The 20,413-nt window shown below is 59.7% G+C and carries 15 protein-coding genes; 6 read left to right on the forward strand and 9 right to left on the reverse strand.

Annotated elements, in window-relative coordinates:
* Nucleotides 1-101 precede the first annotated feature (101 nt).
* From JFU11_RS00165 to JFU11_RS00180, 4 genes are all read right to left on the reverse strand, one after another.
* Complete coding sequence (locus JFU11_RS00165; protein WP_008007078.1) at nt 102-338, reverse strand: DUF1653 domain-containing protein; 237 nt, start codon at nt 336-338, stop codon at nt 102-104.
* A 98-nt stretch (nt 339-436) separates the two neighbouring features.
* Nucleotides 437-1,612 (reverse strand): acetyl-CoA C-acyltransferase FadA, encoded by a 1,176-nt coding sequence (gene fadA / locus JFU11_RS00170; RefSeq protein WP_008007076.1) that lies wholly within the window; start codon nt 1,610-1,612, stop codon nt 437-439.
* Nucleotides 1,613-1,642: 30 nt separating this feature from the next.
* Entirely contained in the window at nt 1,643-3,790 is a 2,148-nt protein-coding gene (gene fadB / locus JFU11_RS00175) for a fatty acid oxidation complex subunit alpha FadB (RefSeq protein ID WP_201059245.1), read from the reverse strand.
* 528 nt (nt 3,791-4,318) lie between these two features.
* Nucleotides 4,319-4,756 (reverse strand): hypothetical protein, encoded by a 438-nt coding sequence (locus tag JFU11_RS00180; RefSeq protein ID WP_008007072.1) that lies wholly within the window; start codon nt 4,754-4,756, stop codon nt 4,319-4,321.
* A gap of 104 nt (nt 4,757-4,860) precedes the next feature.
* On the opposite strand from JFU11_RS00180, the gene JFU11_RS00185 reads away from it, so the two are divergent.
* A complete protein-coding gene (locus tag JFU11_RS00185) occupies nt 4,861-5,298 on the forward strand; it encodes a universal stress protein (RefSeq protein ID WP_030128421.1) in 438 nt (145 codons plus the stop codon).
* A gap of 74 nt (nt 5,299-5,372) precedes the next feature.
* Here the strand turns inward: JFU11_RS00185 and JFU11_RS00190 are convergent, their stop codons facing one another.
* A complete protein-coding gene (locus tag JFU11_RS00190) occupies nt 5,373-7,292 on the reverse strand; it encodes an ATP-binding cassette domain-containing protein (RefSeq protein ID WP_030128422.1) in 1,920 nt (639 codons plus the stop codon).
* A 212-nt stretch (nt 7,293-7,504) separates the two neighbouring features.
* On the opposite strand from JFU11_RS00190, the gene JFU11_RS00195 reads away from it, so the two are divergent.
* Nucleotides 7,505-9,433: a transglycosylase SLT domain-containing protein gene (locus JFU11_RS00195; protein ID WP_201059252.1), complete on the forward strand. Its 1,929-nt coding sequence runs from the start codon at nt 7,505-7,507 to the stop codon at nt 9,431-9,433.
* 80 nt (nt 9,434-9,513) lie between these two features.
* Here the strand turns inward: JFU11_RS00195 and JFU11_RS00200 are convergent, their stop codons facing one another.
* Nucleotides 9,514-11,307, reverse strand: a complete 1,794-nt coding sequence (locus JFU11_RS00200; RefSeq protein ID WP_201121209.1) for an ABC transporter transmembrane domain-containing protein — start codon at nt 11,305-11,307, stop codon at nt 9,514-9,516.
* A gap of 256 nt (nt 11,308-11,563) precedes the next feature.
* Between JFU11_RS00200 and JFU11_RS00205 the strand changes: the two genes are divergently transcribed.
* Nucleotides 11,564-11,743 carry a PA1571 family protein gene (locus tag JFU11_RS00205; protein ID WP_007907798.1) on the forward strand — a complete coding sequence of 60 codons (180 nt, stop codon included), beginning with the start codon at nt 11,564-11,566 and terminating at the stop codon, nt 11,741-11,743.
* Nucleotides 11,744-11,917: 174 nt separating this feature from the next.
* Here JFU11_RS00205 and pdxB read toward each other — a convergent pair whose 3' ends face one another.
* Nucleotides 11,918-13,060, reverse strand: coding sequence for a 4-phosphoerythronate dehydrogenase PdxB (pdxB, locus tag JFU11_RS00210; protein WP_201059256.1), 1,143 nt, complete (start codon nt 13,058-13,060; stop codon nt 11,918-11,920).
* A 349-nt stretch (nt 13,061-13,409) separates the two neighbouring features.
* Between pdxB and JFU11_RS00215 the strand changes: the two genes are divergently transcribed.
* Entirely contained in the window at nt 13,410-14,819 is a 1,410-nt protein-coding gene (locus tag JFU11_RS00215) for an MATE family efflux transporter (protein WP_038979966.1), read from the forward strand.
* Here the strand turns inward: JFU11_RS00215 and tusA are convergent.
* Together tusA and rlmM are read right to left on the reverse strand one after the other, a co-directional pair.
* Nucleotides 14,816-15,067, reverse strand: coding sequence for a sulfurtransferase TusA (tusA, locus tag JFU11_RS00220; protein ID WP_007907805.1), 252 nt, complete (start codon nt 15,065-15,067; stop codon nt 14,816-14,818). The genes JFU11_RS00215 and tusA overlap by 4 nt on opposite strands.
* A gap of 176 nt (nt 15,068-15,243) precedes the next feature.
* Nucleotides 15,244-16,317 carry a 23S rRNA (cytidine(2498)-2'-O)-methyltransferase RlmM gene (gene rlmM / locus JFU11_RS00225; RefSeq protein ID WP_123720871.1) on the reverse strand — a complete coding sequence of 358 codons (1,074 nt, stop codon included), beginning with the start codon at nt 16,315-16,317 and terminating at the stop codon, nt 15,244-15,246.
* Nucleotides 16,318-16,539: 222 nt separating this feature from the next.
* Between rlmM and acnA the strand changes: the two genes are divergently transcribed.
* Together acnA and JFU11_RS00235 are read left to right on the forward strand one after the other, a co-directional pair.
* The gene (gene acnA / locus JFU11_RS00230) at nt 16,540-19,281 is read left to right on the forward strand and encodes an aconitate hydratase AcnA (RefSeq protein ID WP_123720870.1); all 2,742 of its coding nucleotides are present in this window, start codon (nt 16,540-16,542) and stop codon (nt 19,279-19,281) included.
* 289 nt (nt 19,282-19,570) lie between these two features.
* Nucleotides 19,571-20,362 (forward strand): CPBP family intramembrane glutamic endopeptidase, encoded by a 792-nt coding sequence (locus JFU11_RS00235; RefSeq protein WP_201059258.1) that lies wholly within the window; start codon nt 19,571-19,573, stop codon nt 20,360-20,362.
* The last annotated feature ends 51 nt before the right edge of the window (nt 20,363-20,413 follow it).

The raw sequence follows: 20,413 nt of genomic DNA on the forward strand, positions 1-20,413 counted from the left end.
CCTGAATTCTAGAAGTGAAAGGCGGTTGGCGCCTGACGCGGCACCGCTATATATAGTGGCTACAAGGTGAGGTCAAGCGCAGGGTTCTGCGCGCACTCCCCTTATGACTGCGGAAAAACGCTCGGTTCGGCTTGTACCAAAGCAAAGCGTGGCACCTGTTCGCCGTCAACCTCGACCGACTCCAGGAACATGCTCAAGGGGCGCACCCAAAAGCCGTAATCGCCATACAGGGCTTGGTAAAAGACCACTTCCTCTTCGGTTTCCGAATGCCGCGCAACCGCGAATACGCGGTACTGCGGACCTTTGTAATGTTCGTAGAGCCCAGGTTGTATCGGCATGCTTTGGCCCTCACTCAAATTTTTTCAAAATAAAAACAAAATAAATCCGGAAAAACAAAAACCGGGGCACTTGGCCCCGGCTTCCATCAGCGAAACGCTTAAACGCGTTCGAAGACGGTGGAGATGCCTTGGCCGAGACCAATGCACATGGTAGCTACCCCGAAGGTGCCGCCATTCTGCTTCATCACGTTCAGCAAAGTGCCGGAGATACGGGCACCGGAGCAACCGAACGGGTGACCCAGGGCGATCGCGCCGCCGTGCAGGTTAACCTTCTCGTTCATCTTGTCGAGCACTTTCAAATCTTTCAGCACTGGCAGCGCCTGTGCGGCGAAAGCTTCGTTGAGCTCGAAGAAGTCGATATCGTTGATACCAAGACCCGCGCGCTTCAGTGCTTTCTGCGTTGCCGGTACTGGACCATAGCCCATGATCGCCGGGTCCACACCTGCCACTGCCATCGAACGAATCACCGCCATCGGCTGGATGCCCAGGTCTTGGGCACGCTGCGCCGACATCACGATCATGCACGAAGCACCGTCGGTGATCTGCGACGAAGTACCGGCTGTCACGGTGCCGCCCTTCGGATTAAACGCTGGCTTCAGAGCTGCCAGGCTTTCCAGGGTGGTTTCCGGACGAATGGTTTCGTCGTAGTCGAACAGTTTCAGGAAACCGTTCTCGTCGTAGCCCTGCATCGGGATGATTTCGTCTTTGAACTTGCCTTCCAGAGTCGCCTTGTGGGCGAGCTGGTGGGAGCGCACGCCAAAGGCGTCCTGTTGTTCGCGAGTAATACCGTGCATTTTGCCGAGCATTTCTGCGGTCAGGCCCATCATGCCCGAGGCTTTCGCCGCGTACAGGGACATGTGCGGGTTCGGATCGACACCGTGCATCATGCTCACGTGACCCATATGCTCGACGCCACCAACCACGAACACGTCACCGTTACCGGTCATGATCGCTTGCGCAGCGGTGTGCAGAGCACTCATCGACGAGCCACACAGACGGCTGACGGTCTGGCCGGCCGCGGTGTGCGGGATCTGCGTCATCAGGGACGCCATGCGGGCGATGTTCCAGCCCTGCTCCAGGGTCTGGTTCACACAGCCCCAGATCACGTCTTCAACTTCGCTCGGGTCGACCTTGACGTTGCGTTCCAGCAATTTGCTGATCAGGTGCGCCGACATGTCTTCGGCGCGGGTGTTGCGGTGCATGCCGCCCTTGGAGCGGCCCATCGGTGTACGACCGAAGTCGACAATCACGACGTCTCTAGGATTCAAGCTCATATACTTTCACTCTCGCTCTAGTGTGGGCGCTTAACCGAAGAAGCTCTGACCGTTTTTGGCCATTTCACGCAGCTTCGCGGTCGGGTGGTACAGCGCGCCCAAATCAGCGTACTGGTCAGCCAGGGCAACGAACTCTGCAACACCGATCGAGTCGATGTAGCGCAGCGCACCGCCACGGAATGGAGGGAAACCAATACCGTAGACCAGGCCCATGTCGGCTTCGGCGGCGGTTTCGACGATGCCGTCTTCCAGGCAACGCACGGTTTCCAGGCACAGCGGGATCATCATCCAGTTGATGATGTCTTCGTCAGTGACTTCGCGCTGTTCGAACACGATTGGCTTGAGCACTTCCAGTACCGAAGGATCGGCGACTTTCTTCTGCTTGCCGCGCTTGTCGGTCTCGTAGGCGTAGAAGCCCTTGCCATTCTTCTGGCCCAGACGCTTGGCTTCGTAGAGCACGTCGACGGCCGAACGGCGATCGTCCTTCATGCGATCCGGGAAGCCTTCAGCCATTACATCGCGACCGTGGTGACCGGTGTCGATGCCGACCACGTCCATCAGGTACGCCGGGCCCATCGGCCAGCCGAATTTTTCCATGACCTTGTCGATGCGGACGAAGTCCACGCCGGCGCTGACCAGTTTGGCGAAACCGCCGAAGTACGGGAACAGCACGCGGTTGACCAGGAAGCCCGGGCAGTCGTTGACGACGATCGGGTTCTTGCCCATTTTCTTGGCGTAGGCAACGGTGGTGGCAACGGCCACTTCGCTGGACTTCTCGCCACGGATCACTTCAACCAGCGGCATCATGTGCACAGGGTTGAAGAAGTGCATGCCGACGAAGTTTTCCGGACGCTTGAGGGCTTTGGCCAGCAAGGTGATGGAAATGGTCGAGGTGTTGGACGCGAGGATGGTGTCCTCTTTGACCTTGCCTTCGACTTCGGCCAGAACGGCTTGCTTGACCTTAGGGTTCTCGACAACGGCTTCGACGACCAGGTCGACGTGACCGAAATCACCGTAAGACAGGGTCGGACGAATGCCGTTGAGCACTTCAGCCATTTTCGCCGGGGTCATGCGACCTTTATCAACGCGGCCCACCAGCAGCTTGGCGGCTTCGGCCAGACCTTGCTCGATGCCGTGCTCGTTGATGTCTTTCATCAGGATCGGCGTACCTTTGGAGGCCGACTGATAAGCGATACCGCCACCCATGATGCCTGCGCCCAATACAGCGGCCTGCTTCACGTCCTTGGCGATTTCATCGTAGGCCTTGGCCTTTTTCTTCAGCTCCTGATCGTTCAGGAACAGACCGATCAAGCTCTGCGCGGCAGAGGTCTTGGCCAGTTTGACGAAACCGGTGGCTTCGACTTCCAGCGCCTTGTCGCGACCGAAGTTCGCGGCTTTCTGGATGGTCTTGATCGCCTCAACCGGTGCCGGGTAGTTCGGGCCCGCTTGACCGGCCACGAAACCCTTGGCGGTTTCGAACGACATCATTTGTTCGATGGCGTTGAGCTTGAGCTTTTCGAGCTTCGGCTGACGCTTGGCCTTGTAGTCAAATTCACCGGAGATGGCGCCCTTGACCAGGTTCAGAGCCGCTTCCTGCAATTTCTCCGGGGCGACCACGGCGTCGACGGCACCGACTTTCAGCGCGTCTTCAGCGCGGTTTTCCTTACCGGCAGCAATCCACTCGATGGCGTTGTCAGCACCGATGATGCGCGGCAAACGCACAGTACCGCCGAAGCCCGGGTAGATGCCCAGTTTGACTTCTGGCAGACCGATTTTGGCGGTATTGGCCATGACGCGGAAATCTGCCGCCAGGCACATTTCCAGACCGCCACCCAGTGCGATGCCATTGATAGCGGCGACAGTCGGGACGTTGAGGTCTTCGAAATCGCTGAAAATCTTGTTGGCTTCGAGGTTACCAGCAACAAGCTCTGCATCCGGCAGCTTGAAGTTGTCGACGAATTCGGTGATGTCGGCGCCGACGATGAACACGTCCTTGCCACTGCTGACGATCACACCCTTGATCGAAGCATCTGCCTTGATGGTGTCTACAGCCTGACGCAGTTCGTTCAGGGTAAGACGGTTGAACTTGTTGACGGACTCACCCTTGAGGTCGAATTTCAATTCGACGATGCCACTTTCAAGAGCCTTAACCGTGATGGCTTTACCTTCGTAAATCATCAACTGATCTCCACGATATGGAAGCTGAACAGTACACGTCGGACGCAGGCGACTGGCTCGGCAAGGACGTTTATCGTCGATGCTACGCCAATTCACCCGGCACACCCGCCAACGCGATAGTCGGGATTCTGTAGGAGCGCTCTGTAATACAAACGCTCAATTCATACGCCCGTTTGATTTGGGTATGTCACCTTCACGGAATTTCCGGCAATTGTCAATCGCCCAAAATACTGGTTGAAACGCGACTTTCCGGTCACTTCCGTACCACGAAGCGCTGCAACACGCTGATGCATGTGAGGCCATTCATAGAATCAATAGTTAGAAAAGTCGCCCTAATTAGCGGCAGCCTGTGTTTAACAAGCTACGCTGGCGGGACCTTGAAGAAAAAATTTGAACGCTTTGACGAATGCCCAGCGTAAGATCAGCGCACAAAGAATTACCGGCCTGCCTGGCCAACCTCAGCCCGATGATGATGTCGGGCTTTTTATTGCCTGTCTGTCACGCGACGACGCACGACAGGGATCAGTCTCAGGCAAGTGCTTTCAGCGTGGCATCGATCTGTTGCAGAACCTCGGCCTCGCCCTTCTCACCCCAATAGAGGGCAATCATTTGCTTGTCTGCCTCGACCTTGTAGACGTTGGCAGGCAATTTTTCGAAATGATTCAGCAGCATCCCATCCTCACAGACCTCCTGCCACTGATTGACCCACACGCCCGGCGCCTTCTGCCAATAACTCCAGCACGCCGGTCGCGTGCCACGGCGCGGCCGATGGTACTGGGCACAAGGGCTCGGCGGCTCCTCGCTCAGCCAGTGCGGCCATTCCTGGGGCGCCAGCTGCATGGCCAGGCCAATGCGCCGCGCCTCCATGCGCAGGGCCATGCGCCCGCTCTGAGTACGAGACGGTCGCAACCATGCCAGCGGGCTCAAGACCACCAGCAGGATTGACACCACTATCCAGACCGTCATATCTGTACTCCCGATTCTTGATGAGCCCATTGAGTCACTTTGAAACCAATGCGCTTGAAACCAGCCATACTTACCAATATTGCAATCCTCAGGAGGAGCACCTCATGCCCTACCACCATATTCTGGTCGCTGTAGATCTAACCGAAGAGTGCGATCCTGTAATCCACCGAGCTCGCGAACTCTCGGTGAGCAATGGCGCGAAGCTGTCCCTGGTGCATATCGTCGAACCGATGGCCATGGCCTTTGGTGGCGACGTGCCGATGGACCTCTCCCAGTTGCAACAGCAACAGTTCGATCAAGCCAAAGAGCGCCTTGAGCGATTGATCGTGAAATACCCGGAACTCTCCAAGGAATACAGTCACTTGACCTACGGCCAGCCGCGTCAGGAGATTCACCACCTCGCCAAGGAGCAAACGTGCGACCTGATCGTGGTGGGCAGTCATGGCCGACATGGCCTGGCATTGCTGCTCGGCTCCACCGCCAATGACGTACTGCACGGCGCGCCTTGCGATGTGCTGGCGGTGCGCCTGATCAAAAGCTGACAACACAAAACCCCTGTAGGAAAAAAGCCCGACATTCGAGTTACCGAAGTCGGGCTTTTTTATCGCCGGATCAATCAGGCATCCAGCTCGGCCCAGCGCTCGACCATCACGTCGAGCTCAGCCTGCAACTGCTCCAGCTGAGCGATCACCGCAGCCGTTTCGGCAGCAGGACGCTGATAGAAGCCGGCATCCGCCATCTGCGCTTCAACCACTACGATCTGCTGCTCCATGGCTTCGATCTGACTCGGCAACATTTCCAGCTCACGCTGCAACTTGTAGCTGAGCTTCTTCTTTGCCACCGGCGCCTCTACCACCGCAGCGACTGGCACTGGTTCAGCAGTGACGACAGCCGAGTTCAGGTCGGCCTTGCCGGATTTGCTCTCGGTCACGCCCAACAGCCGCGGCGAGCCGCCCTGACGCAGCCAGTCCTGATAACCACCGACGTATTCGCGAACCTTGCCTTCGCCTTCGAAGACCAGGGTGCTGGTGACCACGTTGTCGAGGAATGCCCGGTCGTGGCTGACCATCAGCACGGTGCCGTTGAAGGTCAGCAAGACCTCTTCCAGCAGCTCGAGGGTTTCCACGTCCAGGTCGTTGGTCGGTTCGTCGAGTACCAGCAGGTTCGCCGGTTTGCTGAAAAGTTTGGCCAGCAACAGACGGGCACGCTCACCACCGGACAGCGCCTTGACCGGCGTGCGGGCACGCTGCGGGCTGAACAGGAAGTCGCCGAGGTAGCTCAGCACGTGGCGGCTCTGACCATCGATATCGATAAAGTCGCGACCTTCGGCCACGTTGTCGATCACGGTCTTTTCCAGGTCCAGCTGATGGCGCAACTGGTCGAAGTAGGCCACGTCGATGCGCGTCCCCTCTTCCACTGTGCCGCTGGTTGGCTGCAGGCCGCTGAGCATCAGCTTGAGCAGCGTGGTCTTGCCGGTACCGTTGGCGCCGAGCAGACCGATACGGTCGCCGCGCGTCAGGACCATCGAGAAATCCTTGATCAGGAACGGGCCACCCGGGTGAGCGAAGCTCACGTTCTCGAGGACCATCACCTGCTTGCCGGACTTGTCGGCGGTATCCAGCTGAATGTTGGCCTTGCCGGTGCGCTCACGACGCTCGCTACGCTCAACGCGCAAGGCTTTCAGGGCGCGGACGCGGCCTTCGTTACGGGTGCGGCGAGCCTTGATGCCCTGGCGGATCCAGACTTCTTCCTGGGCCAGCTTCTTGTCGAACAGCGCGTTGGCGGTTTCTTCAGCAGCCAGAGTCGCCTCTTTGTGCACGAGGAAACTGGCGTAGTCGCCGTTCCAGTCGATCAGGCCGCCACGATCCAGTTCGAGGATGCGGGTCGCAAGGTTCTGCAGGAATGAACGGTCGTGCGTGATGAACAACACGGCGCCCTGGAAATCCTTCAGCGCTTCTTCGAGCCAGGCAATTGCACCGATGTCCAGGTGGTTGGTCGGTTCGTCGAGCAGCAGCAGATCCGGTTCGGAAACCAGGGCCTGAGCCAGCAGGACGCGGCGACGCCAGCCGCCGGACAATTCGGCGAGGGTCTTGTCGGCCGGCAGTTGCAAACGGCTCAAGGTGCTGTCGACCAGTTGCTGCAAACGCCAGCCGTCGCGGGCTTCGAGGTCGTGCTGGACATGCATCAGTTTGTCCAGATCGGCGTCGGTGACGATGTTCTGGCTCAGGTGGTGATACTGCGCGAGCAGCTCGCCGACACCGTCCAGGCCTTCGGCAACCACGTCGAACACGGTCCGCTCGTCGGCTACCGGCAATTCTTGCGGTAATTCGCCAATTTTTAGGCCAGGTGCGCGCCAAACAGAGCCCTCATCAGGCTTCTGGTCGCCCTTGACGAGCTTCATCATGCTGGACTTGCCAGTGCCGTTGCGGCCGATGATGCACACCCGCTCACCACGGGCGATCTGCCAGGACACCTTGTCCAACAACGGCATAGCGCCGAAAGCAAGGGACACATCGCTGAATTTGAGCAGGGTCATGAGCTTCTCCAAAAACCGGGCGCGCATTCTACCTGACTTGAGGCTTCAGAAGGCCGGCAATTTCGCTACGACAGCACTCTGACTAATAATTGTTGCGAACTTGTGCCGGCAGCCCGGCAAAGCTTTCGCCGGTTGGTGGCAAAAGGCTAAGCTACATATATTAGGTGCGGGCGTTGCCGGCACATGTCACGATTTCTCTGTCCGGATGCCTCATGCGCAGTCGCCTTTTCAGTCTTTTTTCATGCTTGCTTCTTACTGCCGCTGCCGCTCAATCCGCTCAGGCGGTGGACTTGTCTACCCAACGCCAATATTACGATGAAGCCAAGCGTGCCTTGGCCAAGGGCGATTCCGGCCCTTATTTCCGTTATAGCCAGGCGCTTGCCGATTATCCGCTGGAACCCTACCTGGCCTATGACGAGCTGACCGCGCGACTGAAAACCGCGAGCAACGCCGAAATCGAGAAATTCCTCGCCGAGCACGGTGACCTGCCGCAAGCCAACTGGATGAAGTTGCGCTGGCTACGCTGGCTGACCGAACGCGGCGATTGGGCAACCTTCGTCAAATATTATGACCCCAAACTCAATTTCACCGAACTGGACTGCCTGAACGCGCAGTATCAGATCAGCAATAACCGCAAGGCCGAAGGCTACGCCAACGCCGATAAACTCTGGCTGACCGGCAAAACCCAACCCGACGCTTGCGATGGTGTGTTCGGCATGTGGGCCGCCGATGGCCAACTGACTGAACAGAAACGCTGGGAACGCACCAAGCTCGCCGCCCAGGCGCGCAACTATCCGCTGGCCAACAGCCTGATCAATGGCCTGACGACACTCGCCCCGCGCGGTCGCCTGCTGGTGGATGTGGCGCAAAAACCCGAGTTGCTCGATCAGCCGTCGCGCTTCACCCCGGCCGATGAACCGATGTCCGACATCGTCAGCCTCGGCCTGCGCCGCCTGGCTCGTCAGGATCCGGACAAGGCCATGGCCCTGCTCGACGGCTACGCCAGCAGCATGCACTTCTCCCGTGACGAAAAAGTCGCGATTGCCCGGGAAATCGGGCTGACCCTCGCTCGTCGTTTCGACAGCCGCGCGCTGGACGTGATGACCAAATACGACCCGGAGCTGCGGGACAACACCGTTTCCGAATGGCGCTTGCGCCTGCTATTGCGTCTGGCCCGCTGGGACGACGCCTATCAGCTGACCCGCCGCCTGCCTCAGGAGCTGGCCACCACCAACCGCTGGCGTTACTGGCAGGCTCGTAGCCTGGAGCTGGCGCAGCCGCAGAATCCGGAAGCACAGACGCTTTACAAGGGCCTGGCTCGCGAGCGCGACTTCTACGGTTTCCTGGCGGCCGATCGCTCGCAATCCCCCTATTCGCTGAACAACAAACCGCTGCTGCTCAGTCAGGCGCTGATCAACAAGGTGCGTAACACCCCCGGCATACGACGCGCCCTGGAATTCCATGCACGCGGGCAGATCGTCGACGGTCGTCGCGAGTGGTACCACGTCAGCCGGCACTTCAGCCGTGACGAAATGGTCGCCCAGGCGAAACTGGCTTACGACCTGAAATGGTATTTCCCGGCGATCCGTACCATCAGTCAGGCGAAGTACTGGGACGACCTGGATATCCGCTTCCCGATGGCCCACCGCGAAACCCTGGTCCGTGAAGCCAAGGTCCGTGGCCTGCACTCGAGCTGGGTATTCGCCATCACCCGGCAAGAAAGCGCCTTCATGGCCGATGCACGCTCCGGCGTCGGAGCCAGCGGCCTGATGCAACTGATGCCCGGCACCGCCAAGGAAACTGCGCGCAAGTTCAGCATTCCCCTCGCTTCGCCGCAGCAAGTGTTCGATCCGGACAAGAACATCCAGCTCGGTGCCGCTTACCTGAGCCAGGTCCACAGCCAGTTCAACGGCAACCGCGTCCTCGCCTCCGCCGCCTACAACGCCGGCCCCGGCCGCGTACGTCAATGGCTGCGTGGCGCCGATCACCTGAGCTTCGATGTGTGGGTGGAAAGCATCCCGTTCGACGAAACCCGGCAATACGTGCAAAACGTGCTGTCGTACTCGGTGATTTACGGCCAGAAGCTCAACTCACCACAACCGCTGGTGGATTGGCATGAACGGTATTTCGACGATCAATGAGCCTGCTTTGAAACGCTGACAAAAAATGCCCGCATCAATTGATGCGGGCATTTTTTATGGTGCTCTACTGGGTCGGTTACTTAGTCGGTTACTTGGTCGGTTGGGGCATGGCGCCCATCACTAAACTGCAACGCCGCCAGCCGTGCATACAGCGCATTACTCGCAATCAACTCCTGATGCGTCCCCACCGCCACCAGCTTCCCTTGGTCCATCACCGCGATCCTGTCGGCGTTTTTCACCGTGGCCAGTCGGTGGGCGATGACCAGCGTCGTGCGATTTTTCATCAGGCTGGGCAGGGCTTGCTGGATCAGGTGCTCGCTTTGGGCGTCGAGGGCGCTGGTGGCTTCGTCCAGCAGCAGGATCGGCGCGTCCACCAGCAGCGCCCGGGCGATAGCCAGGCGCTGGCGTTGCCCGCCGGACAAACCGAGGCCAGCGTCGCCGAGATGAGTCTGGTAGCCGTTGGGCATTTGCTCGATGAAGTCGTGGGCATAGGCGATTTTCGCGGCTTCCTGGACCTGGGCCAAAGTCGCCGTCGGGCGGCCGTAGCGAATGTTCTCTTCGATGCTGCCGAAGAACAGCGCCGGGGACTGCGAGACGAGGGCGAAGCAGCGACGCAGATCCAGAGGGTCGAGTTGGGTCAGCGGCACGCCGTCCAACAGGATGTGTCCTTCGATGGGGTCGTAAAAGCGCAATAGCAGGTCATACACCGTCGACTTGCCGGCACCGGACGGCCCGACCAATGCGAGCGTTTCGCCGGCGTTGATCGTCAGACTCAGACCATCGACGGCATAGCTTTGCGGACGCGACGGGTAGGAAAAGCGCACATCTTGCAGCACCAGATCGCCCTTCACCCGTTCAGGCAACGTCACCAGGCCCTGGGTCGGTGGCTGGATGATGTTTTCCGAACGCAATAACTCGGCAATCCGCTCCGCCGCCCCTGCTGCACGCTGCAGTTCGCCGATCACCTCACTCAACGTGCCGAAGGCACCACCGACGATCAGGCTGTAAAAGACGAACGCTGCCAGCTCACCCGCGGAAATCCGCCCGGCGATGACATCCATGCCGCCGACCCAGAGCATCACCCCGACCGCGCCCAACACCAACAGGATCACCAGGGTAATCAGCCAGGCGCGCTGGAAAATGCGCTTGCGGGCGGTATTGAAAGCCTCTTCCACGGTTGTGGCAAAACGCTGCTCGTCCTGAACCTGATGGTTGTAGGCCTGCACGGTTTTGATCTGACTCAGGGTTTCGGAGACATAGCTGCCGATATCGGCAATCCGGTCCTGGCTCAGACGTGACAGAGTGCGCACCCGGCGACCAAAAATCAGGATCTGCGCGACCACCAGCGGCAACGCGACTACCACGATGCTGGTGAGTTTGGGGTTGGTGATGAACAGCAAGACAATCCCGCCGATCACCATCAGCCCATTACGCAGGAACAGCGACAGCGAAGAGCCGATTACCGATTGCAGCAGCGTGGTGTCTGCGGTCAGCCGCGACTGGATCTCGGAGCTGCGGTTGTCTTCATAGAACCCCGGATGCAGGTAGACCAGATGGTTGAACACCCGACGGCGGATGTCGGCGACAACGCGCTCGCCGATCCACGACACCAGGTAAAACCGTGCAAAAGTGCCAATCGCCAGACCGACCACCAGCAGCATGAACACGCCGATGGATCGGTTGAGCAAATGCGGCGACCGGGTCATGAAACCCTGATCCACCAACAGACGAATCCCCTGCCCCATGGACAAGGTGATGCCGGCAGTGACGATCAACGCCAGCAAGGCACCCAAAGCCGGCCAGCGATAAGGCGCGAGGAAACGACTGGCCAGACGAATGGCGCGGCGGTGACGGGAAGAGAGCATGAAGATCATCCGATGGCGCAACCAATGGTTTTAACTCGACCAAGCCTACACCGGTCATGGGATTGAACGCTGTAAATCATAATGAGTCAGGTTAATTATGACCGCCAAGACTAGTGGCTAGAGATTATTGGTCTAAAGTCCGGGTGGAAACGTCAGGGTATTTCTGATGGACTGAGGATGCCGACCTGAAGATCGCAGGGAGTTGTCACAGCCCGGTCACCTGGCGGTTCTACAGTAAGCACACAACCTGATGAGGAGACAGGCCATGTCCTTGCAAAACAGCAGCGATGACAAGATTCCAGTGATCCGCACGCAGCCAGACCAGTCTCTGGGTTGCTCGATTATTGATAAGGATGGGCACGAAGTACCGATCACTGAAAACATGATCCAGGACGCTTGCCGCGAACTGGAAAAGCGATTGGTCAAGCCTGCCGAACAAGAGTGATATAGCCACCGTCTTCTTGGCCCGGCTCTTTTAGCCGGGTTTTTTATGGGCGCCTTTTGAGGGTGCTGCGCACCCTATCGCGGGCAAGCCCGCTCCCACAGGATTACCGCGATTTCAAAATTGACGCATGACCTGTGGGAGCGTGGCTTGCCCGCGATAAGGCCAACGCGGCACTCAGACAGCCGAAGCACCCAACGCCGCCACAATCTGCTGCAATGCCGGCGAATCCCCCTCGATCCGCACCTTCAACCCATCGATCTCACGCCGCAGCGGGTAATGCTTGCGTAGCGCATCGAACGCCGCGCGCTGCTCGCTCACGTTGCCTACAAGGCTGCGACGGAAATCCGCGTCGTCACGGCGCGGGTCGTACACGCCACGGCACAACATCGCCAGTGCCCAGGCCGGATCGCTGTCAGCGTTCAGCGTCACTGCCGACAGCCAAGGGGCTGGCAGCAAGTCGCTCAGGTGGACCTGTTCCGGTTGCCCGAGGAATTCGCAAAACGCCTGATAGATCTGCGCCGTCCCGCGCTGTTTGCCGTCGAGGCTGTAACCGGCAATGTGCGGCGTCGCCAACACACACAACTCGGCCAGTGCCACATCGACCTCAGGCTCAGCCTCCCAGACATCCAGCACCGCTTGCAGATCTTCACGCTGCAACAGCACCTGGCGCAGGGCGGCGTTGTCGATGACCGGGCCACGACTGGCGTTGATCAGCCAGGTGCCAGGCTTGAGCTGGTTCAAGCGGGTTTTATCGAACAGATGCCAGGTCGCCTGAGGGCCTTGCTTGTCCAGCGGGGTGTGCAGACTGATGACGTCGCATTGTTCGATGATCTGCTCAAGGCTGACGTAATCGCCCCCTTCAGCGGCTTGCCGGGGGGGATCGCAGACCAGCACGTTCCAGCCCAGACCTTGCAGAACCTTGATCAGCCGCCCGCCCACTTCGCCGGCACCGACCACACCGTAGGTGCGCCGAGTCAGGTCGGCACCTTCGATTTCGGCCAGGGTCAACAGGCTGCCCAGCACGTAATCGACCACACCCCGGGCATTGCAACCTGGCGCGCTGGACCAGGTGATATCGGCCTGCTGAAAGTAATCCAGATCCAGATGATCGGTGCCGATGGTGCAGGTGCCGACAAAGCGCACCTTGCTGCCTTCGAGCAATTCGCGGTTGACGTTGGTCACCGAGCGCACCAACAGCACATCGGCCTGCTCGACAGTGGCGCGGTCGATGGCACGTCCAGGCACCCGGCGGATTTCACCGAAACCTGCGAAGAAGGCATCGAGCAGCGGGATATTTTCGTCGGCAACAATCAGCATGGCAGGCTCCTTTGGCGGATCGGCAGTGTAGGCGGAGATGGCCGTGATGGGCCAGCAGGCATTGTTTACCTCAGGTGCAAAAGCACCACCTGCCCCTGTGGCGAGGGGGCTTGCCCCCGCTGGGTTGCGAAGCAGCCCCTTGAAGCAGCAACCGTGCAATTACAGACACACCGCGTGCAATGGATTGGCGACTGCTTCGCAGCCGAACGGGGGCAAGCCCCCTCGCCACAGGGAATATCGCAACGTCCGAAAACCATTTACAAATCCGCAACACAGGACTTTTCCTGACCACTGCGTCAAGGCGTAGAATGCGCCGCCTGCGCATCAAAACCCTTTTGGACGTTTCGCCTTGAATTCCGTGACTGACCGCCCCTCCGCTATTTCCCTCAATCGCCCGGCCCGGGTTCGCCTGGAGCTTAAAAACCTGCTCGGCCTGGCGTTGCCGATCATGATCGCGCAACTGGCGACCACCGCCATGGGCTTCGTCGATGCGGTGATGGCCGGTCGGGTCGGGCCTCGAGATCTGGCGGCCGTCGCGCTGGGCAACTCGATCTGGGTGCCGGTGTTTCTGCTGATGACCGGCACACTGCTGGCCACCACGCCGAAAGTCGCCCAGCGCTTCGGCGCTGGCACTCACAGCGAGATTGGCCCGATCGTGCGCCAGGCGTTGTGGCTGGCGCTGGTGGTGGGTTTGATGGCGACCGGCATGCTGTTCAGCGCCGAACCGATCCTGCACATCATGAAGGTCGATCCCGAATTGATCGGCCCATGCATGCAGTATCTGCACGGCATCGCCAGCGGCCTACCTGCCGTCGCGTTCTATCACGTGCTGCGCTGCTTCAGTGACGGCCTGGGTCGCACCCGCCCGGCCATGGTCCTTGGCCTGTGCGGGTTGGCACTGAATATTCCGCTCAATTACATCTTCATCTATGGCCACTTTGGTGTGCCGGCCATGGGTGGCGTCGGCTGCGGCTGGGCCACGGCGATCGTAATGTGGGTGATGGCGCTGGGCATGGCCGGCTGGGAGCGCTGGGCGCCGGCCTATCAGTCGAGTGAGTTGTTCAGCCGTTTCGACTGGCCGCAGTGGTCGGTGATCAAGCGTCTGCTGGGCATCGGCCTGCCGATCGGCATTGCGGTGTTCGCCGAGTCGAGCATCTTCGCCGTGATTGCCCTGCTGATCGGCAGCCTCGGCGCCACCGTGGTCGCCGGGCACCAGATCGCGCTTAACTTCAGCTCGCTGGTGTTCATGATCCCCTACTCCCTCGGCATGGCCGTGACCGTGCGAGTCGGCCAGGCACTCGGCCGTGAGGAACCACGCGAAGCCCGCTTCGCCGCCGGTGTCGGCATGGGCACCGCCCTGGCGTATGCGTGCCTGTCGGCGAGCATGATGCTGTTGCTGCGTGAACCCATCGCTGCGATTTACACCGCCGATCCGACGGTGATTCAGGTGGCCGCGATGCTGATCGTGTATTCGGCGCTGTTCCAGTTTTCCGATGCGATCCAGGTGACGGCGGCGGGCGCACTGCGCGGCTATCAGGACACGCGGGTGACGATGATCCTGACGCTGTTCGCGTACTGGGGGATTGGTTTGCCGGTGGGTTACGCCCTGGGCCTGACCGACTGGCTCGGTGCGCCGAGCGGCCCGAGCGGGCTGTGGCAGGGTTTGATCGTCGGCTTGAGTTGCGCGGCGCTGATGCTGTCGATCCGCCTGACGCGCAGTGCACGCAAGCGGATCCGCATCAGTCGTTCAGCGGGTTAGGCGAGTTTCTTACGGATCCAGTAGAGGTAGGTGCCTGCCTCTTCGTGCTGCGCGACCAGTTCGTGGTCGAGAAACACGCAAAACTTGGGGATGTCGCGACGGGTTGACGGGTCGGTGGCGATCACCTTCAGCAGGCCGCCGGGCACCAGGTCACGGATGTGCTGGTGCAGCATCATCACCGGTTCCGGGCAATTGAGGCCGGTGGCGTCGAGGGTGCCGTCTACCGGCGTATCGATCATTTCACTCATGATTTACTCCTGAAACTTGCCGGCATTGTCGCGCATTGCCGGGTGTTCGGTCATCTGTCGCGTACACCGTACCTGTGGGAGCGGGCTTGCCCGCGATAGCGGTTGATGAGCCAGCATAAATGCTGAATGTACCGGCCTCATCGCGGGCAAGCCCGCTCCCACAGAGTCCGTGTACCTTAACGGGATTTCGGTTTCTTCACGTCCAATCGGCGCAAATGGCAGGTCACTTCCTCACGATCGTGATACAGCTGCTTGCAGCCAATCTCGACCCGAATGCCCCGCGCCTTGAACCCGTCGGCAATACGTTCCAGCAAGCGCTTCACTTCGGCATAACGCTGTTTCATCGGCAGCTTGAGGTTGACCACCGCTTCCCGGCAATGCCCCTCGCCAATCCATTCTTCCAGCATCGCCGCGTTGCGCGCCGGTTTCTCGACGATATCGCAGACCATCCAGTCGACCGGTTGCTTGGGCTTGAAGGTGAAACCGTCGGCCATCAAGTGCTGCACCAAACCGGTGTCCATCAGGCTTTCGGCCATCGGGCCGTTGTCGATGGCGGTCACCAGCATGCCGCGGTTGACCAGCTGCCAGGTCCAGCCACCGGGCGCAGCGCCGAGGTCGACACCGGTCATGTCGCTGTGCAGGCGCTCGTCCCACTGGTCGCGGGGGATGAAATGGTGCCAGGCCTCTTCCAGCTTGAGGGTCGAACGGCTCGGCGCTTCACGCGGGAATTTCAGGCGTGGAATGCCCATCGGCCACATCGCCGAATTATTCGATTCCGCCAGGCCCATGAACACTTCGCGACCACTCTTGAAGGTCAGCAACAGCCGTGGCTTGTGGGCGTCTTCCACCAGTTTGCCGGCCGCCATCAGCGCCTTGCGCAGGTGGCCTTCGAATTTCTTGCAGAAGTTCGACAGCTCTTTGCCATCGTTGGTGTCGACCATTTCCAGCCACAGGCTGCCGCACAGCGGGAAGTCCGCCATGTGCGCAAGGATCACGCTGATGCGGTCGGTTTCCGGCAGATCGATGAAGATCCCGCGAGCCCACTGGCGAGGGAAGATCAGGTCAGAGAAACGCTGGCCACGCATTAGGCGCTCGGCGCCGTCTTCTTCGGTGCAGATAAATTCGGCGCAGGCGCTGGCGGTCTTGGCCTTGGCATAGCCGGCCACGTTCAGCCGCGCGGCATGTTCGGAAATCTCGGAACAGACTTCGCTTTCGAAGCCCGGCCGGCAATGCATAAAGAGGGTGTTCATTCTTACTCCTGGGCAGTTGGCGAAGAATTCAGCCACTGCGCGATGCCCAGACTTGCGTTGAAGCAAAGCCTGTCACGAAAACCGGCGCATGATAGCCGAGTTCGGAACCTTGGACTTGTCCATAGAGTCCAGTTATTAGCCAGCTACTGAAAACAGGGCTAGCTTTAATGCTCTGTCCGTCCCCTCAGTCCGTAGCCGTGCGGACTTAAAGGAGTGATCGCAATGCCGTCCCTCGATAGCCTGAACACCCTTAAAACCTTACAAGTCGACGACAAGACCTACCACTATTTCAGCCTGCCCGAAGCCGCCAAAAGCCTGGGCGATCTCGACAAGCTGCCGATGTCGTTGAAAGTGTTGCTGGAAAACCTGCTGCGCTGGGAGGACGAGAAAACCGTTACCGGCGCCGACCTCAAGGCGATTGCCGCTTGGCTCAAGGAGCGTCGCTCCGATCGCGAAATCCAGTACCGGCCCGCGCGGGTATTAATGCAGGACTTTACCGGCGTTCCCGCCGTGGTCGACCTGGCCGCCATGCGCGCCGCCATGGCCAAGGCCGGTGGCGACCCGCAGCGAATAAATCCGCTGTCGCCGGTGGACCTGGTGATCGACCACTCGGTGATGGTCGACAAGTACGCCAGCTCAAGCGCCTTCGAACAGAACGTCGACATCGAAATGCAGCGTAACCACGAGCGTTACGCCTTCCTGCGCTGGGGCCAGAGCGCCTTCGACAATTTCAGCGTGGTGCCACCGGGCACCGGCATCTGCCATCAGGTCAACCTTGAGTACTTGGGCCGCACAGTCTGGACCAAGGATGAGGATGGGCGCACCTATGCTTTCCCCGACACCCTAGTTGGCACCGACTCCCACACCACCATGATCAACGGCCTCGGCGTGCTCGGCTGGGGTGTGGGCGGGATCGAAGCGGAAGCAGCGATGCTTGGCCAACCGGTGTCGATGCTGATCCCGGAAGTGATCGGTTTCAAACTCACCGGCAAGCTCAAGGAAGGCATCACCGCCACCGACCTGGTGCTGACGGTGACCCAGATGCTGCGCAAAAAAGGTGTGGTCGGGAAATTCGTCGAGTTCTACGGCGACGGCCTCGCCGACCTGCCGCTGGCCGACCGCGCGACCATCGCCAACATGGCCCCGGAATATGGCGCCACCTGCGGCTTCTTCCCGGTGGACGAGGTGACACTGGAGTACTTGCGCCTGTCCGGCCGCAGACCGGAAACCGTGAAACTGGTGGAGGCCTACAGCAAGATCCAGGGTCTGTGGCGCCTGCCCGGCAAAGAGCCGGTGTTCACCGACAGCCTGGCCTTGGACATGGGCAGCGTCGAGGCCTGCCTCGCCGGGCCGAAACGCCCGCAGGACCGCGTCTCGCTGCCGAATGTCGCGCAAGCGTTCACTGACTTTCTCGGCCTGCAATTCAAACCCTCCAGCAAGGAAGAAGGTCGCCTCGAAAGCGAGGGTGGCGGTGGCGTCGCGGTGGGCAACGCCGATCTGGTCGGCGAAACGGACTACGACCACGAAGGCCGCACATATCGGCTGAAAAACGGCGCGGTGGTGATCGCCGCGATCACCTCTTGCACCAACACCTCCAACCCCAGCGTGATGATGGCCGCGGGTCTGGTGGCGAAGAAAGCCATAGAGAAAGGCCTCAAGCGCAAACCTTGGGTCAAGAGTTCGCTGGCCCCTGGCTCGAAAGTGGTCACCGACTACTACAAGGCAGCGGGCCTGACCCAATACCTTGATGAACTCGGTTTTGCGCTAGTCGGTTATGGCTGCACCACCTGCATCGGCAACTCCGGACCGTTGCCGGAGCCGATCGAAAAAGCCATTCAGAAAGCCGACCTGACGGTTGCCTCGGTGCTCTCGGGCAACCGCAACTTCGAAGGTCGCGTGCATCCGCTGGTGAAAACCAACTGGCTGGCCTCCCCGCCACTGGTCGTGGCCTATGCATTGGCCGGCACGGTGCGCATCGACATCAGCAGCGAACCGTTGGGCAACGACAAGGACGGCCACCCGGTTTATCTGCGAGACATTTGGCCGAGTACCAAAGAAATCGCCGACGCGGTGACTCAGGTGAACACTGCGATGTTCCACAAGGAGTACGCCGAAGTGTTTGCCGGCGACGAGCAGTGGCAGGCGATCGAAGTGCCGCAGGCGGCGACTTATGTCTGGAACAACGATTCGACGTATATCCAGCATCCGCCATTCTTCGATGACATCGGCGGCCCTGCGCCGGTGGTCAAGGACGTCGAAGGAGCGAAAGTCCTCGCGCTGCTCGGTGATTCGGTGACCACCGACCACATCTCCCCGGCCGGCAACATCAAGGCTGACAGCCCTGCCGGCCATTACCTGCGCGAGCAAGGGGTGGAGCCGCGGGACTTCAACTCCTACGGCTCGCGTCGCGGCAACCATCAAGTGATGATGCGTGGCACCTTCGCCAACATCCGGATTCGCAACGAGATGCTCGGCGGTGAAGAAGGCGGCAACACGATTTATATGCCGACCGGGGAGAAGCTGCCGATCTACGACGCGGCCATGCGTTATCAAGCGTCAGGTACGCCACTGGTGGTGATCGCCGGGCAAGAATACGGCACCGGTTCGAGCCGCGACTGGGCGGCCAAGGGCACCAATCTGCTGGGCGTGAAAGCAGTCATCGCCGAGAGCTTCGAGCGGATCCACCGTTCCAATCTGGTGGGCATGGGCGTATTGCCGTTGCAGTTCAAACTGGATCAGAACCGCAAGAGCCTGAACCTCACTGGCAGGGAAACTCTGGATATCCTTGGCCTCACTGGCGTCGAATTGACTCCGCGGATGAACCTGACGCTGGTTGTCACCCGTGAAGACGGCAGCAAGGAAAAGATAGAGGTGTTGTGCCGGATCGATACCCTCAATGAAGTGGAGTACTTCAAGGCCGGAGGGATTTTGCATTACGTGTTGCGGCAATTGATTGCCTCGTAACAGCCTCTGACAACGACACCGCCTTCGGGCGGTGTTTTTGTTTACGCGGTGTGCGTCTCTATAATCGCGCGCCCATTAGTTTTGTGTCGATCACAGGACAAATGTGGCCTGTGGTGAGGGGACCTGTGGCGAGGGGGCTTGCCCCCGTTTGAGGGCGTAGCACTCACAAGATCTTTGGTAATCAGAGATTTGGGGACTGCTTCGCAGCCCAACGGGGGCAAGCCCCCTCGCCACAGGGCTCCCACAGGGACTTAGGCAATCCGCAGAATCTCTGAAACAAGGACTTAACATGATCGCTCTGCCATGGACTTATCTGGCACTTCTCTCCATTGGCTACGGCCTGGCGTTGATCTATGGCCATCTCGGTTGGCTCGCTGGTATCTCCTTCGCGTTGCTGCTGTTCGCCGGTTTCGCGGTTCGCCAACAACACGTTCCCATTGGCCGCTATCTCGGCCACGGCTTGTTCATCGTCCTGGCGGTGGCGCTGGCAATGCACTGGCTTCCCGGTTTCTTCAATGGTCGCGCCATTGATCCCCAACGTTTCACCGACGATGCGGTGCCGTTTGCGATGTACCTGAATCAGGACAAACCTCTGATCGGCTTCTGGCTGTTGCTGGTTTGTCCATGGATTGTCGGCCGGCGCTCGTTGCGGCTGTCCGTTTATGCCACCGCCCTCGCCCTGACCGTAAGCGCTGTGCTGGCCTTGGGTGGCGCGCTATTGCTGGGCGTGATCAGTTGGGCACCGAAGTGGCCGGATGAGTCCTGGTTGTGGGTACTGAACAATCTGTTGCTGGTGACGCTGGTAGAAGAAGCGTTGTTTCGCGGCTACATCCAGGGCGGCCTGAGCCGGCAGTTCAAACACCTGCCTTATGGCGAAAATCTCGCCTTGTTGCTCGCATCAATGCTGTTCGGCCTCGTTCATCTGGGCGCTGGCTGGCAATGGGTGTTGTTGGCGGGCCTCGCGGGTGTCGGTTATGGCCTGGCCTACCGTTTCGGTGGATTGGGGGCGGCCATCGCCACCCACTTTGGTTTGAATCTGCTGCATTTCGGGCTGTTCACTTATCCGATGCTCGCCGGCTGACGCAATGGTCGTTTTGCGACACGTCACTGATTTATGAAAAAAACATTTCAA

Source organism: Pseudomonas sp. TH37, from assembly GCF_016650735.1.
GTDB lineage: Bacteria > Pseudomonadota > Gammaproteobacteria > Pseudomonadales > Pseudomonadaceae > Aquipseudomonas > Aquipseudomonas farris.

Coding starts and splice junctions, on each gene's coding strand:
- JFU11_RS00165 (WP_008007078.1), bottom strand. CDS start 338: ATGCCGATACAACCTGGGCTCTACGAACATTACAAAGGTCCGCAGTAC.
- fadA (WP_008007076.1), bottom strand. CDS start 1,612: ATGAGCTTGAATCCTAGAGACGTCGTGATTGTCGACTTCGGTCGTACA.
- fadB (WP_201059245.1), bottom strand. CDS start 3,790: ATGATTTACGAAGGTAAAGCCATCACGGTTAAGGCTCTTGAAAGTGGC.
- JFU11_RS00180 (WP_008007072.1), bottom strand. CDS start 4,756: ATGACGGTCTGGATAGTGGTGTCAATCCTGCTGGTGGTCTTGAGCCCG.
- JFU11_RS00185 (WP_030128421.1), top strand. CDS start 4,861: ATGCCCTACCACCATATTCTGGTCGCTGTAGATCTAACCGAAGAGTGC.
- JFU11_RS00190 (WP_030128422.1), bottom strand. CDS start 7,292: ATGACCCTGCTCAAATTCAGCGATGTGTCCCTTGCTTTCGGCGCTATG.
- JFU11_RS00195 (WP_201059252.1), top strand. CDS start 7,505: ATGCGCAGTCGCCTTTTCAGTCTTTTTTCATGCTTGCTTCTTACTGCC.
- JFU11_RS00200 (WP_201121209.1), bottom strand. CDS start 11,307: ATGATCTTCATGCTCTCTTCCCGTCACCGCCGCGCCATTCGTCTGGCC.
- JFU11_RS00205 (WP_007907798.1), top strand. CDS start 11,564: ATGTCCTTGCAAAACAGCAGCGATGACAAGATTCCAGTGATCCGCACG.
- pdxB (WP_201059256.1), bottom strand. CDS start 13,060: ATGCTGATTGTTGCCGACGAAAATATCCCGCTGCTCGATGCCTTCTTC.
- tusA (WP_007907805.1), bottom strand. CDS start 15,067: ATGAGTGAAATGATCGATACGCCGGTAGACGGCACCCTCGACGCCACC.
- rlmM (WP_123720871.1), bottom strand. CDS start 16,317: ATGAACACCCTCTTTATGCATTGCCGGCCGGGCTTCGAAAGCGAAGTC.
- acnA (WP_123720870.1), top strand. CDS start 16,540: ATGCCGTCCCTCGATAGCCTGAACACCCTTAAAACCTTACAAGTCGAC.
- JFU11_RS00235 (WP_201059258.1), top strand. CDS start 19,571: ATGATCGCTCTGCCATGGACTTATCTGGCACTTCTCTCCATTGGCTAC.